The following is a 14242-nucleotide window of genomic DNA, read 5'->3' on the forward strand; positions in this document are numbered from 1 at the left end:
TGCTCCGCTGGCATTAGCGCAGGCGCGAGAGACGCTCGCGGCCTGCCTGTGCGGCTTCCGACTGCGGATAGGCCTTGGCCAGGTCTTCCAGCGTGCGGCGTGCCGAGCGGGTGTCCTTCAACTCGATCTGGCAGTTCGCGATCGACAGCACGGCCTCGGGGGCCTTGGCGTGATCGGGCGCGAGCGAAAGCATCGAGCGGAAGTTCGCGATGGCCTCGTTGTAGTTGCGCGTGGCGTACTGCGCATTGCCGAGCCAGAACAGCGCCGAGGCGTTGTAGCCGCTCTGCGGGTAGCGCTTGACGAATTCGGCAAAAGCCGTTTGCGACTGCGCGAACTGGCCGGCGCGGAAGATGCCCAGTGCAGCTTCGAAGTCGGCCTTTTCCTTGGGATCGGCGTTGAACTCGCGGCCGTCGACCGTCACCTTGGACGGCTCGTTCTGCCTGAGCTTGTCGTCGATGGTGGTCTGGCGCGACTGCATCTCGCTCAGCGTGCGTGTGAGCTGCTCGTTCTGGCCGGTCATGCGCGCCAGGTCGCCACGCATCTGCTCGATCTGGTTCTGCAGATCGAGCAGGCTGCGGCGCAGCTGGCCGTTTTCGTCGGTCAGCCGCTGGTCGGTTTGCTGGCGCATGGCCTCGACGCGCTGGCGCAAGTCGAGGATGGCCTTGCGGGCCTCGTCATCCTCGAACAACGCGGCCTGAGACCCCATCGAGACGCAAAGCAGGGCGGCAGCCAGCGCCGCTCCCCGCAGCAGGGCGCGTGGCATCACCGGGTGTAGCGGATTTCAGCGCGGCGGTTCTGTGCCCACGCCTCTTCGCCCGAGCCTTGCACGGCCGGCTTTTCCTTGCCGAAGCTCACAGCCTCGATCTGGCTGTCGTTCACGCCCAGCAGGGTCAGTGCGCGACGAACGGCTTCTGCGCGCTTCTGGCCGAGGGCCAGGTTGTACTCACGGCCACCGCGCTCATCGGTATGACCTTCGATCGAGATGCGACGCTGCGGTGCGCTCTTGAGGAAGCGGGCGTGGCCGTCGATGATCGACTGGAACTCGGGCTTGACCGTGTAGCTGTCGTAGTCGAAGTACACGATGCGCGCCACGCCCACCGGGCCTTGCGCCGTGGCGGCGCTCTGGTCGGCGTTGACCGGGGTCACGGTGCTGGCGCCGCCCGGCTGAGCCGTGGTGCCGCGACCGTCGGTGACGGGCGTTTCGTTGAGCTTCGTGCCCGACGAGCAACCGGCGATGAGAGCCACGATGGCCAGCGAATAAATTGTGCGTTTCAACATTACGAACTCCTCAAATAAACCTAATCATTGCTTTTGAAACGGACCCCAGTCCGGTTCCCTGATGTCTCCCGCCTGTCCCGCCAGTCGTGCCTTTATTTTTCCGTCGAGCGTAGTCGTCATCAGTGCTTCGCGGCCTTGCAGGTGCGTGGCGTAGACGATCAGCTTGCTATTGGGGGCAAAACTCGGGCTCTCGTCGGCGTTGGTGTCGGTGATGGACGCCACATTGCCGGTCGCCAACTCCATCACCTGGAGTTTGAAGGCACCGCCGATGCGCGAGATGTAGGCCAACCACCGGCCATCGCCGCTGACGGACGGAGAAATGTTGTAGGTGCCGCTGAAGGTGACGCGGGTCGGGTTTCCGCCGCTGGCACTCATCTTGTAGATCTGGGGAGCGCCGCCGCGGTCGCTCACGAAGTAGATCGTGCTGCCATCGGCCGAGTACACCGGCTCGGTGTCGATACTCGCGCTCTGGGTCAGACGGCGCGGCTCGCCGCCGCCGGCCGGGATCGTGTAGAGCTGCGAACCGCCGTCGCGGCTGAGGGTGACGGCGAGCGAGTTGCCGTCCGGTGCCCACGCGGGCGCGCTGTTGGAGCCCTTGAAGTTCGCCAGCAGGCGGCGCTGGCCGCTGGCCACGTTGTGCACGTAGACCACGGGCTTGCGCGATTCGAAGGAAACGTACGCCAGTTGCTGGCCGTTGGACGACCAGCAGGGCGAGATGATCGGCTCGGGGCTCGCGAGTGCCGCCTGCGCGTTCTCGCCATCGGCGTCGGCCACCCACAGCGAATAGCGGCTGCCGCCTTTGGTGACGTAGGCAATGCGGGTCGAGAAGATGCCCTTTTCGCCGGTGAGCTTCTCGTAGACGAAGTCGGCGATGCGGTGCGACGCGAGGCGCAGGTCGCCCTGAGGCACGGTGTAGCTCTGGCCACCGAGGTCCTGCCCCTTGACCACGTCCCACAGGCGAAACCTCACATCGAAGCGGCCGTCGGCAAGGCGGGTGACGCTGCCCACGACCAGCGAGTCGGCCGTGCGTTGGCGCCACAGCGACAGGTCGGGGCGCGAGGCCTCGTCCAGCGCCTGGCCCGAGGCATCGACGCCGCGGAACTGGCCGCTTCGCTCAAGGTCGGCCTGGACGATGTCCGAGATCTTCTGCGGCGATGAATCCTGGCCCTTGAAGGGAACCAGCGCGATCGGCAATTGCGTCAACCCGACGCCAGACACTTCGACCCGGAACTGGGCCAGCGCTGGAAGCATGGGGGTAGCAGCAAGGGCCGCAATGAGGCTGCGGCGTGCAAATAGCGATGAAGAAGGAGTTGGAATAGGAGCTGACAACGGCTTGTTCATGCGGTTCGGAGAGGTTTTCGGACAAAAAGTTTCGGTCCGACGCAAGGGGCCACATGTTACACACTGGCCCGCCGTCCCCGTCACAAAACGTTTATCCATCGGTGCGGTCCTACACGACGCCTGCAAAAAGCCGGCCTCGGGGCGACCCGTAGAATCCGCCGCCATGCAAGCATCCCCTGGCAGCGAGACCGCGCGCCCTCCCCTGATGCGCCGTCTGGCGCGCCTGATGACCTGGTTCGGCAGCTCGCGCAAATGGTGGGCCGTAGGCCTCTGCGGGGCCATGCTGGCGGCGCTCACCGAGCCGCTGATGGCGGCCCTTCTGAAGCCGCTGCTCGACCGCGGTTTTACCCGCGGCGAGATGCCGCTGTGGTTCGTGCCCGCCGCCGTGCTGATGCTGTTCGCGGTGCGCGGCATTGCGCAATTCATCTCTCAATATGCCTTGTCGCGTATCGCCAATGAAGGCATGCAGAAGCTGCGCCGGGTGTTGTTCGAACGCCTGCTGGGCGCAGAACTCGCCCTCTTTACGCGCCAGTCGGCGAGCGCCCTGTCGAACACGGTCGTGTACGAGGTGCAGACCGGCGCGATGCTGCTGGTGCAGGCGTTGCTCGGGTTGTCGCGCGACGGCTTCACGCTGATCGCGCTCCTGGGCTACCTCGTCTATCTGAACTGGAAGCTCACGCTGATCGTCGCGTTTCTCGTGCCGAGCATCTCCTGGATCATGAAGGTGTTCTCCAAGCGCCTCTACAAGCTCACCCAGCAGGGCCAGCAGGCGACCGACGAGCTGGCCTACGTGGTCGAGGAAAACGTGCTCGCCCACCGCGTCGTGCGGCTGCACGGCGCCGAACAGGCCCAGGAGCGCCGCTTCGAGCAACTGAGCCAGCGCCTCAACCGCCTGGCCGTGAAGTCCACCATCGCCCAGGCCGCGACCACGCCGCTCACGCAGATGATGGCCTCGCTCGCGCTGTCGATCGTGGTGATGATCGCCCTCTGGCAAAGCGGCAAGCAAGGCTTCACCGTGGGCGGGTTCGTCGCCTACATCACGGCCATGCTGATGCTGATCGCGCCGATCCGGCGTCTGGCCGAGGTGGCTGGCCCGATCACGCGCGGCCTCGCGGCGCTCGAGCGCGGCCTGATCCTGGTCGACGAGGTCGCGCCCGAATCGCAGGGCAGCTTCGAGATGGCGCACGCCGATGGCCACATCGAACTGCGCAACGTGCAGGTCAGCTACCGCGGCGACGACGAACAGCGCGCACTCGACGGCGTGAGCCTGACCATCCAGCCCGGCCAGGTGGTCGCTTTCGTCGGGCCTTCGGGGTCGGGCAAGACCACGCTGGTCAACCTGCTGCCGCGCTTCGTGCAGCCCAGCGGCGGGCAGGTGCTGCTCGATGGCCACGACACCAGTGAATGGAAGCTGAAGAGCCTGCGCGCGCAGTTCGCGATGGTGAGCCAGGACGTGGTCATGCTCAACGACACGCTGGCAGCCAACGTGGCGCTGGGCTCCGAGATCGACCGCGCGCGCGTCGACGAATGCCTGGTCGCCGCCAACCTGAGCGCCCACGTCGAGAACCTGCCGCAGGGCATGGACACGGTGCTGGGCCACAACGCCACACAGCTCTCGGGCGGACAGCGCCAGCGGCTTGCCATTGCACGCGCGCTCTACAAGAACGCGCCCGTGCTGCTGCTCGACGAAGCCACCTCCGCGCTCGACACCGAATCGGAACGGCTGGTGCAAGACGCCCTGCAGCGCCTGATGCAGAACCGCACCACGCTGATCGTGGCCCACCGGCTCTCGACCATCCAGCATGCGGACCGCATCATCGTGATGGAGCAAGGCCGCATCGCCGAGCAAGGCAGCCATGAACAGCTCATGGCGCTGGACGGGCTCTATGCCCGCCTGCAGACGCTGGCCGTGCGCAGCGCCACGCCGGGACAAGACCCGACGCTCTGAGCCCGCGCTGCTCGCTCAGAGCAGCACGATGTCGTACTGCCCCTGCCCGATGGCAGGCTCGGATTGCAGCGAAATCGGCTTGCCGATGAAGTCGCTCAGCCCCGCCAGGTGCTGGCTTTCCTCGTCGAGGAAAAGCTCGATCACCTGCGGCGACGAGACGATGCGGAATTCGCGCGGCGTGAACTGGCGGGCTTCCCGCAGGATCTCGCGCATCACGTCGTAGGCCACGCTGCGCGCGGTCTTCACGATGCCCTGCCCGCCGCAGGCCGCACACGGTTCGCACAGCATGTGCGCCAGAGATTCGCGCGTGCGCTTGCGCGTCATTTCCACCAGCCCGAGCTGCGAGAAGCCGCCGGCCGTGGTCTTGACTCGGTCCCGCGCCAGTTGCTTGCGAAACTCCGCCAGCACCTGCTCGCGGTGGTCGTCGCGCCCCATGTCGATGAAGTCGACGATGATGATTCCGCCCAGGTTGCGCAGCCGCAGCTGCCGCGCAATCGCCTGCGCCGCTTCCAGGTTCGTCTTGAAGATCGTGTCGTCGAAATTGCGCGCGCCGACGAAGCCACCGGTGTTCACGTCCACGGTCGTCAGCGCCTCGGTCTGGTCAACCACGAGGTAGCCGCCCGACTTGAGCTCCACGCGCCGGCCCAGCGCCTTGGCGATTTCCTCATCCACCGAATACAGGTCGAAGATCGGCCGCTCGCCCTTGTAGTGCTGCAGCTTGCCCGCCGCCTGCGGCATGAATTCGAGACCGAACTTGAGCAGCACCTCGAACTGCTCGCGCGAATCGATGCGGATGGTCTGCGTGTCTTCGCTGGTCATGTCGCGCAGCACGCGCTGCAACAGGCTCAGGTCCTGGTGCAGCAGCGACATCGGCGGCAGCTTGCTCGACGCATCGCGGATGCGCGACCAGGTCTTGCGCAGGTAGCCGATGTCTTCTGCCAGCTCGGCGTCGGACGAATCCTCGCCGTTGGTGCGGAGGATGAAGCCGCCGGTGTTGGCCGGCACCACGCCGCCGCTGTCGGCCGCCGCGGCCGCCTCGATCAGCGTCAGCATGCGCGTGCGCAGCGACTCGCGCTGCTCCGAAGGAATCTTCTGCGAGACACCGATGTGGTTGTCCTGCGGCAGGAACACCAGCAGCCGTCCGGCAATGCTGATCTGCGTCGAGAGCCGCGCGCCCTTGGTGCCGATCGGGTCCTTGATCACCTGCACCAGCAGCGATTGCCCTTCGAACACCTGCTTCTCGATCGGCACCATGGGGCCGCCGTTGCGGTGGTCGCGCTCGGGCGCAGGCGCGCTCGGCCGCGAGCCCGGGGTGAACGGCGCGACGATGTCGGCCACGTGCAGGAAGGCCGTGCGCTCCAGGCCGATGTCGATGAACGCCGACTGCATGCCCGGCAGCACGCGCGAGACCTTGCCCAGGTAGATGTTGCCGACCAGCCCGCGCTCCAGCGTGCGTTCGACGTGCAGTTCTTGCACCGCGCCGTGCTCGACCAGCGCCACACGGGTCTCTTGCGGGGACCAGTTGATCAGGATGTCTTGCATTACAGGCTCGCCCCCCAGGCTGCGCGCACTACGTGTCGCTTCGCCCTCCCCCCTGCCGGGGGGCGCCGCCAGCGGCCCGGCAAAGCCGGTTCCGCGGCCGCTCTGAAAAAACGTCGTGGTTTGAGTGTCATGGGCATGCTCATTGAATCATCCCCGCCTGCCTCAAAAGCTGCGCGGTCTCGAACATCGGGAGTCCCATGATGCCCGAATAGGACCCGCTGATGTGCTCGATGAAGGCCGCCGCAGCACCCTGGATCGCATAGGCGCCGGCCTTGCCCAGCGGTTCGCCGCTGGCGGCATAGCCGGCGATCTGCTTCTTCGTGATCGCGGCGAAGCGCACGCGCGACACGCTGAGCGCCGCGTGGCGGCGCCGGCCGTGCTGCAGTGCCACGGCGGTCAGCACGCGATGGGTGCTGCCGGACAAAAGCGCGAGCATGCGTTCGGCGTCGCGCGCATCGTCGGGCTTGCCGAGGATGGTGCAGCCAAGCGCGACCGTGGTGTCGGCACAAAGCACGGGTGCGTCGGCGAGGCCGAGGCGCTTGCGTCGCGCGACGGCGGCATCGAGCTTGAGGGCCGTGACGCGTTGCACATACGCCGTCGGCGACTCATTGGGCAACACGACTTCGAGCGATTCGGCGTCTTCGTCAGGGCTGGCCAGCAGCAACTCATGGCGAACGCCGAGTTGGCCCAGCAGTTGTGCGCGGCGCGGGCTTTGCGATGCGAGGTAGATGAATTCGGGCAAGTTCAAGGCTCCGTGAGGTTCCAGACCAAGCCATGCGGCAGGCGCGCAGGTCCGAACAGAAAGTGAAGGACGCGCCGGCGGACAGGAGCCCAGGCGCGAGAAGAGGCGTGCAACAGCAACGGGCGCATGGCGAGGGCATCGCCACGGGCGGCGGTACAGGTCACTTCGCCATGGATGTCCCGCAAGGCTCGCGCCTCCGCGTCGCCGAGCCGGCCCGCCCGATGGCTGCCAGGCACGACGCGCAAGGGGCCCGCGTCGACGCCGCAGTCGTCCAGATGCACCCGCACGGCGAGCAGCGATTCCAGCACCTCGGCTGGTGGCTGAACATAGGGCTCGCCTTCCTTGATGGAAACCGGCAGTGCCGCGTCGGGCGGGCTCGCCGATGCGGGAATCGATGTGTCCTGGTGCAGCGCGACCAGCCAGTTCCTGTCGGCGGTCTTGTCGAACAGCGTGCATTGCACGGCCACCGATGCGGGGTCCAGCAAGTCGGCTTCGACAAGCCGCGCCTTGAGTTGCACCGCGATGTCTCGGCACTGAGGTTGCGTCAGCAGATTGCGGCTGCCGACCGCGCCTTGCAGCCATGGCCCCAGCGACACTGCAACCTTGTCCATGTGCCCCGTCGGCAGCAGCGCGGGCAGAAATGCGAAGCCCGCCCCATCGAGCAAGGCGCCCAGCCCGGTCATTCCCGGTGGTACGGATGGCCCGCGTTGACCGACCACGCCCGGTACAGCTGCTCGACCAGCAGCACCCGCGCCATCGCATGCGGCAGGGTCAGGTCGGAGAGGCGGATGCGTTCGTGCGCCGCGGCCTTGAAGGCGGGGTCAAGGCCATCGGGCCCGCCGATGACGAGGGCCACGTCGTCGCCCTCGCCTTGCCAGGCCTGCAGGCGCGCCGCGAGCGCCTTGGTGGTGAGTGCGGTGCCACGCTCGTCGAGCGCCACGATGCGCATGCCGCGGGCGATGGCGCCCTCGATGCGTTCGCGTTCGGCAGCATAGAGCGTCTCCAGTGACTTGGAGCCGCGGGGTTCGGTCTTGACGGCGCGCAGTTCGAGCTTGAGCTCGGGCGGGAAGCGCTTGGCGTAGTCGTCCCAGGCAGTCTGCGCCCAATCGGGCATGCGCTGCCCGACGGCGACCACCAGGAGCTTCATGCGCGGCGGGCTGGCGCCTTCTTGGCAGGCGCCTTCTTTGCCGCTGGTTTCTTCGCGGCGGGCTTGCCGATGACCTTGACCGGTATGCGCGCAGTGGTCGAGGTCTTCTTGGCGGGAGCCTTCTTCGCAGCCGTTTTTCTTGCGGGCGAGCGGCGGGCCTTCTCTTCCCTGGCTTCTTGCTCGGCAGCCTTGACCGCGGTCTTGGCGGCGCTTGCACGGCGCAGCGAAGGCTCCTTGGCAGCGGGCTTTTTCTTCTTCTCGCCCGCGTCTTCCGTGCTCGACGAGGTGCTGGCGGCGGGCTTGGCGCCGCCGAGCTTGGCGCGCACCGGCTTGTCGCCCCAGATCTCTTCGAGGTGGTAGTACTGGCGGATGGCGGGCTGCATGATGTGCACCACGGCCGCGCCGCAGTCCACGATGATCCACTCGCCGTTGTCCTCGCCCTCGATGCGCGGCTTGCCGAAACCAGCCTCGCGCACCGCGTCGCGCACGCTGGCGGCGAGCGCCTTGGTCTGGCGGTTAGAGGTGCCCGAGGCGACGATCACGCGCTCGAACAGCGGCGACAAGTGCTCTGTGTCGAATACCTGGATGTCCTGCGCCTTGACGTCTTCGAGTCCATCGATGATGGCTCGCTGGAGTTTCTGGGTGTCTTTCTTGGCGGCGGCTTCAGTGGTCATCAGGCAGAGCGGTAGAGGTGGTGTTGGTCAATATAGCGTGCAACCGTGGGCGGAACCAGCGAGGAAATGTCCACGCCCAGTGCAGCGCGCCGCCGAATCTCGGTGGCGCTGATGTCCATGGCAGGCAGTTCGAGCGCCTCGAAACGCGCGCCGGACGGGAGGCCGGGCAGCGTATTCGGATCAAAACGGGCGGTGTCGGCCGTCGATAGTGCGCGATACGCTACAGAAATAGTAGCGACCGCGAGTATATCCTGCCAGCCGTGCCAGCTCGGCAGGGCCCGCGCCTGGTCGGCGCCCATGACCAGCAGCAGCTCGGCGTCGGGGTACGCCTGCTGCAGTTCATGGAGGGTATCGATGGTGTAGGTGGGGCCGTCGCGCAGCATCTCGCGCGAATCGACGACCACGCCCGGAATGCCACCGAACGCCAGCTGCGCCATCGCGAGGCGATCCTTGGCGGGCGTGAGTTCTCGCACTTTGTGCCACGCATGGCCGGTCGGGAAGACATAGAGCGCGGCCAGGCCCAGTTGTTCGAGCGCCACCCGAGCGAGCGCAACGTGCGCGTTGTGCGGCGGATCGAAAGCACCGCCGAAGACGCCGATGCGCGGGGCCGTGCCGGAAGGATTCACAACCAGTCGCGCCGCGGGAGGAAGTCGCTGTAAAGCGCCGCTTCGGGGCTGCCGGGTTCGGGCTGCTGGCGATAGGCCCAGCTTGCGAGCGGCGGCATCGAGAGCAGGATCGATTCGGTGCGTCCGCCCGACTGCAGTCCGAAGTGCGTGCCACGGTCCCACACGAGGTTGAACTCGACATAGCGCCCGCGCCGGTAGAGCTGAAACTCGCGCTCGCGCTCGTCGTAGTGCGTGTTGCGGCGGCGCTCGACCAGCGGCACGTAGGCCGGCAGGAACGCATCGCCGACCGAGCGCATCAGCGAAAAGCCGTTCTCGAACCCGCCCTCGGCGAAGTCGTCGAAGAAGATGCCGCCGATGCCGCGCTGCTCGTTGCGGTGCTTCAGAAAGAAATACTCGTCGCACCAGGTCTTGAAGCGCGGGTACTTGTCGTCGCCGAAGGGCGCGAGCGCATCGCGGCAGACGGTGTGAAAGTGCACTGCGTCTTCCTCGAAGCCGTAGCACGGCGTGAGGTCCATGCCGCCGCCGAACCAGCAAACCGGCTCGCCGCCCTCGGGCAACGCAGCCAGCATGCGCACGTTCATGTGGACGATCGGCACGTACGGATTGCGCGGGTGGAACACCAGCGACACGCCCATCGCCTCGAATGGCGCACCAGCCAGTTCAGGCCGATTCTGCGTGGCCGAAGGCGGCAGCCTGGGCCCGCGCACCTGCGAAAACCCGCAACCCGCCCGCTCGAACAGCGCCCCGCCTTCGAGGATGCAGGTGAGGCCATTGCCCTGCAGTTGCTCGCCCGGCGCCTTGTGCCAGGCATCGTGCAGGCAGGTGCCGCCGTCGGCCTTCTCGACCGCCGCGATGATCGACTGCTGCAGTCCGCGCAGGTAGCTGCCGACTGCCGCGGGGTTGTCTTGCTGCATCAGGCTTGGGGTGCGTTGCGCGCATGAACTGCGCGAAATCCGATGTCCTTGCGGTATTGCGCGCCGTCGAAGCGCACACGCGCCGCGACCTCGTAGGCGCGCTGCTGCGCGAGCTTCACGCTGTCGGCCAACACGGTCACGCAGAGCACGCGGCCGCCGCTGGTCTTGAGTTCGCCGTCCTGCATGGTTGTTCCGGCGTGGAACACCACTGCATCGGGCGCCTCAGGCGGAATGCCGGTGATGCGGTCGCCCTTGCGCGGCGAGAGCGGATAGCCGTGCGCCGCCATCACCACGCCGAGCGCGACACGGCGGTCCCACTGCAGCTCGACCTGGTCGAGCGTGCCGTCCGTGGCGTGCCAGAACACTTCGAACAGGTCGGACTTGAGCCGCATCATGATCGGCTGCGTCTCGGGATCGCCCATGCGGCAGTTGAATTCGAGCGTCTTCGGATGTCCAGCCGCATCGATCATCAGGCCGGCATAGAGGAAGCCGGTGTACGGAATGCCGTCCTTTTCCATGCCGCGGATCGTCGGCAGGATGATCTCGCGCATTGCGCGGGCGTGCACCTCGGCCGTGACCACCGGCGCGGGCGAATACGCGCCCATGCCGCCGGTGTTGGGGCCTTCGTCACCGTCGAGCAGGCGCTTGTGGTCCTGGCTGGTGGCGAGCGCGGTGACGTTCTTGCCATCGCACAGCACGATGAAGCTGGCCTCTTCGCCCTGCAGGAATTCTTCGATGACCACGCGCGCGCCGCCGTCGTTGTGCGACACGCCGAACTTGTTGTCGACCAGCATGAAGTCGACAGCCTCGTGCGCCTCTTCCGCGGTCATGGCAACCACCACGCCCTTGCCGGCGGCCAGGCCGTCGGCCTTGACGACGATCGGCGCGCCCTTGGCGTCGATGTACGCGTGTGCCGCAGCGGCGTCGGTGAAGGCTTCGTATTCGGCCGTCGGGATCTTGTGGCGCTTCATGAACGCCTTGGAGAACGCCTTGGAACTCTCCAACTGCGCAGCCGCCTGCGTCGGGCCGAAGATGCGCAGGCCGTGCGCGCGGAATTCGTCGACCACGCCCGCGGCGAGCGGCGCCTCGGGGCCGACCACGGTGAGCGATATCTTTTCCTGGATGGCCCATTCGCGCAGCGCGGCGGGCTCGGTGATGTCGATGCAGTCGTAGCGCTCGTCGCTCACGGTACCGCCGTTGCCCGGCGCCACGTATACGCGGCTGACACGGTTGGCCTGTGCCAGTCGCCATGCCAAGGCGTGTTCACGGCCCCCTCCCCCAATAACCAGTACCTTCATTCGCGGGCCTTCTTCATTTGCTGTGGATCAATGTTCATTCGGACAGTAAGGCGTTGTGATAGACCGCCTGCACATCGTCCAGGTCCTCGAGCACGTCGAGCAGCTTCTGCATCTTTGCGGCGTCCTCGCCGGCCACGTCCACCGTGTTCTCGGCACGCATGGTGACTTCGGCCACTTCCGGGTTCAGGCCGGCAGCTTCGAGCGCGTTTTTCACGGCCTCGAATTCGAGGGGCGCCGTGATCACCTCGATGGCACCGTCGTCGTCGGTGACGACATCTTCGGCGCCTGCTTCGAGCGCCACTTCCATCACCTTGTCTTCGTTGGTGCCGGGCGCAAAGATGATCTGACCACAGTGCTTGAACTGGAAGGCCACCGAGCCTTCGGTGCCCATGTTGCCGCCGTGCTTGGAGAAGGCGTGGCGCACTTCGGCCACGGTGCGCACGCGGTTGTCGGTCATGGTGTCGACGATGATCGCCGCGCCGCCGATGCCGTACCCCTCGTAACGAATTTCTTCGTAGTTGACGCCTTCGAGGTTGCCGGTGGCCTTGTCGATGTTGCGCTTGACCGTGTCGATCGGCAGGTTGACCGCCTTGGCTTTTTCGACCGCCAGCCGCAGCCGCGGGTTGGCGCTCAGGTCGCCGCCGCCGGCGCGGGCGGCCACGGTGATTTCACGGATGGCACGGGTCCAGAGCTTGCCGCGCTTCTCGTCCTGGCGGCCCTTCCGGTGCTGGATGTTCGCCCATTTGCTGTGTCCGGCCATGGCTTTCTATCTCGCTGTCTTGTGTTTTCAAAGCAAGGTGCGAGTTTACTGTCCGGCGCACACAACGCCCGCCGGCGCCCCGGAATTCAGGTCGGGGCTTTTGGCGATAATCTTTCGATGACGCCATCGCCTACCGTCGGAACCGGGAATCCCGACACCCTTGCGCCCCACGCGCCCCTTCCGCTGTATTACAACAATGAGGTAGAGCACCAGGCATTCCTTCGCCGTATCTTCGACAGCACCGCCGCAGACTACGACCGCATCGAGGCCGTGCTGGCCTTCGGCACCGGCCCTTCGTACCGCCGCGCTGCACTGCAGCAAGCCGGCCTCGCGACCGGCGCAGAGGTGCTCGACGTGGGCATCGGCACCGGCCTCGTGGCGCGCGAGGCGCTCAGGATCATCGGCCCGACGGGCAAACTCACCGGCGTCGACCCGAGCGCCGGCATGATGGAACAGGTCAAGCTGCCCGGCGTCGAACTGCTGACGGGCGTGGCCGAAGCGCTCCCCCGCCCCGACGCCAGCTGCGATTTCGTGAGCATGGGCTACGCGATGCGCCACATCAGCGACGTGGCCGCCGCCTTCAGCGAATTCCATCGCGTGCTGCGGTCGGGCGGGCGCGTGATCGTGCTCGAAATCACCAAGCCCGAAGGCCGCATCGCGACGGCGCTGCTCAAGGGCTACATGCGCGCCGTGGTGCCGCTGATCGCCCGCGTGGTCGGGCGCCAGCGCAACACCTCCGAACTGTGGCGCTACTACTGGGACACCATCGAGGCCTGCATTCCGCCCGAGCGCGTGATGCAGGCGCTGGGCGATGCGGGCTTCACCGAGGTGCGCCGCTACCCGAGCCTGGGCGTTTTTTCTTCCTACACCGCCCGCAAACCAGAACAGACCGCTAAGGCCACTTGACAGTGCGAGTTCAGGACGACAACTCTTCCTCCCACCTGCGCGTCGAGCGCCTTTCGCTGGCGGACAGCCTGGCGCTGGCCACGGCCGGCAAGGCGCCCTTCGCCGCCCTCGGCTACGGCACGCCGCACAGCGTGGCATGGATGCCGACCGTCAATGCGCGCGTGCTGTCGTCGCACGGCGCCGTGGCCGATGTGTGGCATGTGACGGGCACGCACATCGAGTCGGGCACCACCGGCATCGCACGCTGGCGCACCGACGGCCACTGGCTGCTGGGCGCCATCGACCTCGATGAAGCGGCCGAGAGACAGGGCCTCGCCGAACTGGCGCACCGCGCCTACCGCGATCTCTTCAAGACGCTCAATCAGGCCGGCACGCCGCACCTGCAGCGCATCTGGAACTACCTGCCGCAGATCAACGCCGACGGCGGCGGGCTCGAGCGCTACCGCCAGTTCAACCTCGGCCGCCAGGAGGCCTTCTTCGAAGCCGGGCGCGCCGCATTCGAAGGTGCGCCGGCGGCGTGTGCGCTGGGCATCCACCAGGGCATGCTGTCGATCCGTTTCCTGGCGGGCAAGGCGGCACCGCTGCCAGTCGAAAACCCGCGGCAGGTCTCGGCCTACCGCTATCCCGAAACCTACGGCCCCCGCTCGCCGACCTTCTCTCGTGCAGCGCTGTCGGACATCGGCAACGGCAACATCGCGCTCTTCATCTCCGGCACCGCGAGCATCGTCGGCCACGAGACGCAGCACCACGGCGATGTGCAGGAGCAGGCGCGCGAAACGCTGCGTAACCTCGCCGCCGTGATCGCCGCCGCCAACGAACGCGTCACCGCAACCTTTTCGCTGGCCGAGCTCGATTGCGTGGTGTACGTGCGCCATCCTTCGGACACCGAGGCGGTGCGCGGCGTGATCGAAAGCGCGCTGGGCGCCGACGCACCGATGGTGCGTCACGCGGTGTACCTGGAAGCCGACATCTGCCGCAGCGATCTGCTGGTCGAGATCGAGGCCCACACGGTCGCAGCCGGCCGGCTGCGGGCCTGAGCGGCTCGCTCGCGCGACCGACCGACCGA

At 66.7% G+C, this 14242-nt stretch carries 15 protein-coding genes; 3 read left to right on the forward strand and 12 right to left on the reverse strand.

Going from position 1 to position 14242, the window contains the following annotated elements; all coding sequences use genetic code 11:
- Window positions 1-13: 13 nt before the first annotated feature.
- Genes ybgF through tolB form a run of 3 tightly spaced genes read right to left on the reverse strand, consistent with a single transcriptional unit; the run spans window position 14 to window position 2529 of the window.
- Window positions 14-763, reverse strand: coding sequence for a tol-pal system protein YbgF (ybgF, locus tag J2W23_RS24510; protein ID WP_013541146.1), 750 nt, complete (start codon window positions 761-763; stop codon window positions 14-16).
- Window positions 763-1278, reverse strand: a complete 516-nt coding sequence (gene pal / locus J2W23_RS24515) for a peptidoglycan-associated lipoprotein Pal (RefSeq protein WP_176657248.1) — start codon at window positions 1276-1278, stop codon at window positions 763-765. The genes ybgF and pal overlap by 1 nt, the downstream gene beginning before the upstream one ends.
- 24 nt (window positions 1279-1302) lie before the next feature.
- Window positions 1303-2529 carry a Tol-Pal system beta propeller repeat protein TolB gene (tolB, locus tag J2W23_RS24520; protein ID WP_218104374.1) on the reverse strand — a complete coding sequence of 409 codons (1227 nt, stop codon included), beginning with the start codon at window positions 2527-2529 and terminating at the stop codon, window positions 1303-1305.
- A 253-nt stretch (window positions 2530-2782) separates the two neighbouring features.
- Between tolB and msbA the strand changes: the two genes are divergently transcribed.
- Window positions 2783-4567 (forward strand): lipid A export permease/ATP-binding protein MsbA, encoded by a 1785-nt coding sequence (msbA, locus tag J2W23_RS24525; RefSeq protein WP_307650601.1) that lies wholly within the window; start codon window positions 2783-2785, stop codon window positions 4565-4567.
- A gap of 15 nt (window positions 4568-4582) precedes the next feature.
- Here msbA and rng read toward each other — a convergent pair whose 3' ends face one another.
- The 9 genes from rng to J2W23_RS24570 all read right to left on the reverse strand — a co-directional run bounded on the left by rng (window position 4583) and on the right by J2W23_RS24570 (window position 12270).
- Window positions 4583-6109 (reverse strand): ribonuclease G, encoded by a 1527-nt coding sequence (gene rng / locus J2W23_RS24530; RefSeq protein ID WP_176657245.1) that lies wholly within the window; start codon window positions 6107-6109, stop codon window positions 4583-4585.
- A 139-nt stretch (window positions 6110-6248) separates the two neighbouring features.
- A complete protein-coding gene (locus J2W23_RS24535) occupies window positions 6249-6851 on the reverse strand; it encodes a Maf family protein (RefSeq protein WP_307650602.1) in 603 nt (200 codons plus the stop codon).
- 2 nt (window positions 6852-6853) lie between these two features.
- Window positions 6854-7534: a phytanoyl-CoA dioxygenase family protein gene (locus tag J2W23_RS24540; RefSeq protein ID WP_307650603.1), complete on the reverse strand. Its 681-nt coding sequence runs from the start codon at window positions 7532-7534 to the stop codon at window positions 6854-6856.
- A complete protein-coding gene (gene rlmH, locus J2W23_RS24545) occupies window positions 7531-7998 on the reverse strand; it encodes a 23S rRNA (pseudouridine(1915)-N(3))-methyltransferase RlmH (RefSeq protein ID WP_042579728.1) in 468 nt (155 codons plus the stop codon). The genes J2W23_RS24540 and rlmH overlap by 4 nt, the downstream gene beginning before the upstream one ends.
- Window positions 7995-8672: a ribosome silencing factor gene (rsfS, locus tag J2W23_RS24550; RefSeq protein WP_307650604.1), complete on the reverse strand. Its 678-nt coding sequence runs from the start codon at window positions 8670-8672 to the stop codon at window positions 7995-7997. Before rsfS ends, rlmH begins: the two co-directional genes overlap by 4 nt.
- The gene (gene nadD / locus J2W23_RS24555; protein ID WP_307650605.1) at window positions 8672-9298 is read right to left on the reverse strand and encodes a nicotinate (nicotinamide) nucleotide adenylyltransferase; all 627 of its coding nucleotides are present in this window, start codon (window positions 9296-9298) and stop codon (window positions 8672-8674) included. The genes rsfS and nadD overlap by 1 nt, the downstream gene beginning before the upstream one ends.
- Window positions 9295-10212 (reverse strand): oxygen-dependent coproporphyrinogen oxidase, encoded by a 918-nt coding sequence (gene hemF / locus J2W23_RS24560; RefSeq protein ID WP_307650606.1) that lies wholly within the window; start codon window positions 10210-10212, stop codon window positions 9295-9297. The genes nadD and hemF overlap by 4 nt, the downstream gene beginning before the upstream one ends.
- On the reverse strand, window positions 10212-11510 hold the full coding sequence (gene purD, locus J2W23_RS24565) for a phosphoribosylamine--glycine ligase (RefSeq protein WP_176657239.1): 1299 nt from the start codon (window positions 11508-11510) through the stop codon (window positions 10212-10214). Before purD ends, hemF begins: the two co-directional genes overlap by 1 nt.
- Window positions 11511-11544: 34 nt before the next feature.
- Window positions 11545-12270, reverse strand: coding sequence for a YebC/PmpR family DNA-binding transcriptional regulator (locus tag J2W23_RS24570; protein WP_307650607.1), 726 nt, complete (start codon window positions 12268-12270; stop codon window positions 11545-11547).
- A 117-nt stretch (window positions 12271-12387) separates the two neighbouring features.
- Between J2W23_RS24570 and J2W23_RS24575 the strand changes: the two genes are divergently transcribed.
- Together J2W23_RS24575 and J2W23_RS24580 are read left to right on the forward strand one after the other, a co-directional pair.
- Entirely contained in the window at window positions 12388-13176 is a 789-nt protein-coding gene (locus tag J2W23_RS24575) for a class I SAM-dependent methyltransferase (protein WP_307650608.1), read from the forward strand.
- Window positions 13177-13178: 2 nt separating this feature from the next.
- Window positions 13179-14213: a chorismate transformation enzyme, FkbO/Hyg5 family gene (locus tag J2W23_RS24580; RefSeq protein ID WP_307650767.1), complete on the forward strand. Its 1035-nt coding sequence runs from the start codon at window positions 13179-13181 to the stop codon at window positions 14211-14213.
- Window positions 14214-14242 lie beyond the last annotated feature (29 nt).

Source organism: Variovorax boronicumulans, assembly GCF_030812215.1.
Taxonomy (GTDB): Bacteria; Pseudomonadota; Gammaproteobacteria; order Burkholderiales; family Burkholderiaceae_C; genus Variovorax; species Variovorax boronicumulans_C.

What these genes read in the sequence shown, in the direction of transcription:
- pal (WP_176657248.1), bottom strand. Translation starts at nt 1,278, where the DNA reads ATGTTGAAACGCACAATTTATTCGCTGGCCATCGTGGCTCTCATCGCC.
- purD (WP_176657239.1), bottom strand. Translation starts at nt 11,510, where the DNA reads ATGAAGGTACTGGTTATTGGGGGAGGGGGCCGTGAACACGCCTTGGCA.
- J2W23_RS24540 (WP_307650603.1), bottom strand. Translation starts at nt 7,534, where the DNA reads ATGACCGGGCTGGGCGCCTTGCTCGATGGGGCGGGCTTCGCATTTCTG.
- J2W23_RS24575 (WP_307650608.1), top strand. Translation starts at nt 12,388, where the DNA reads ATGACGCCATCGCCTACCGTCGGAACCGGGAATCCCGACACCCTTGCG.
- hemF (WP_307650606.1), bottom strand. Translation starts at nt 10,212, where the DNA reads ATGCAGCAAGACAACCCCGCGGCAGTCGGCAGCTACCTGCGCGGACTG.
- rsfS (WP_307650604.1), bottom strand. Translation starts at nt 8,672, where the DNA reads ATGACCACTGAAGCCGCCGCCAAGAAAGACACCCAGAAACTCCAGCGA.
- msbA (WP_307650601.1), top strand. Translation starts at nt 2,783, where the DNA reads ATGCAAGCATCCCCTGGCAGCGAGACCGCGCGCCCTCCCCTGATGCGC.
- ybgF (WP_013541146.1), bottom strand. Translation starts at nt 763, where the DNA reads ATGCCACGCGCCCTGCTGCGGGGAGCGGCGCTGGCTGCCGCCCTGCTT.
- rlmH (WP_042579728.1), bottom strand. Translation starts at nt 7,998, where the DNA reads ATGAAGCTCCTGGTGGTCGCCGTCGGGCAGCGCATGCCCGATTGGGCG.
- rng (WP_176657245.1), bottom strand. Translation starts at nt 6,109, where the DNA reads ATGCAAGACATCCTGATCAACTGGTCCCCGCAAGAGACCCGTGTGGCG.
- tolB (WP_218104374.1), bottom strand. Translation starts at nt 2,529, where the DNA reads ATGCTTCCAGCGCTGGCCCAGTTCCGGGTCGAAGTGTCTGGCGTCGGG.
- J2W23_RS24570 (WP_307650607.1), bottom strand. Translation starts at nt 12,270, where the DNA reads ATGGCCGGACACAGCAAATGGGCGAACATCCAGCACCGGAAGGGCCGC.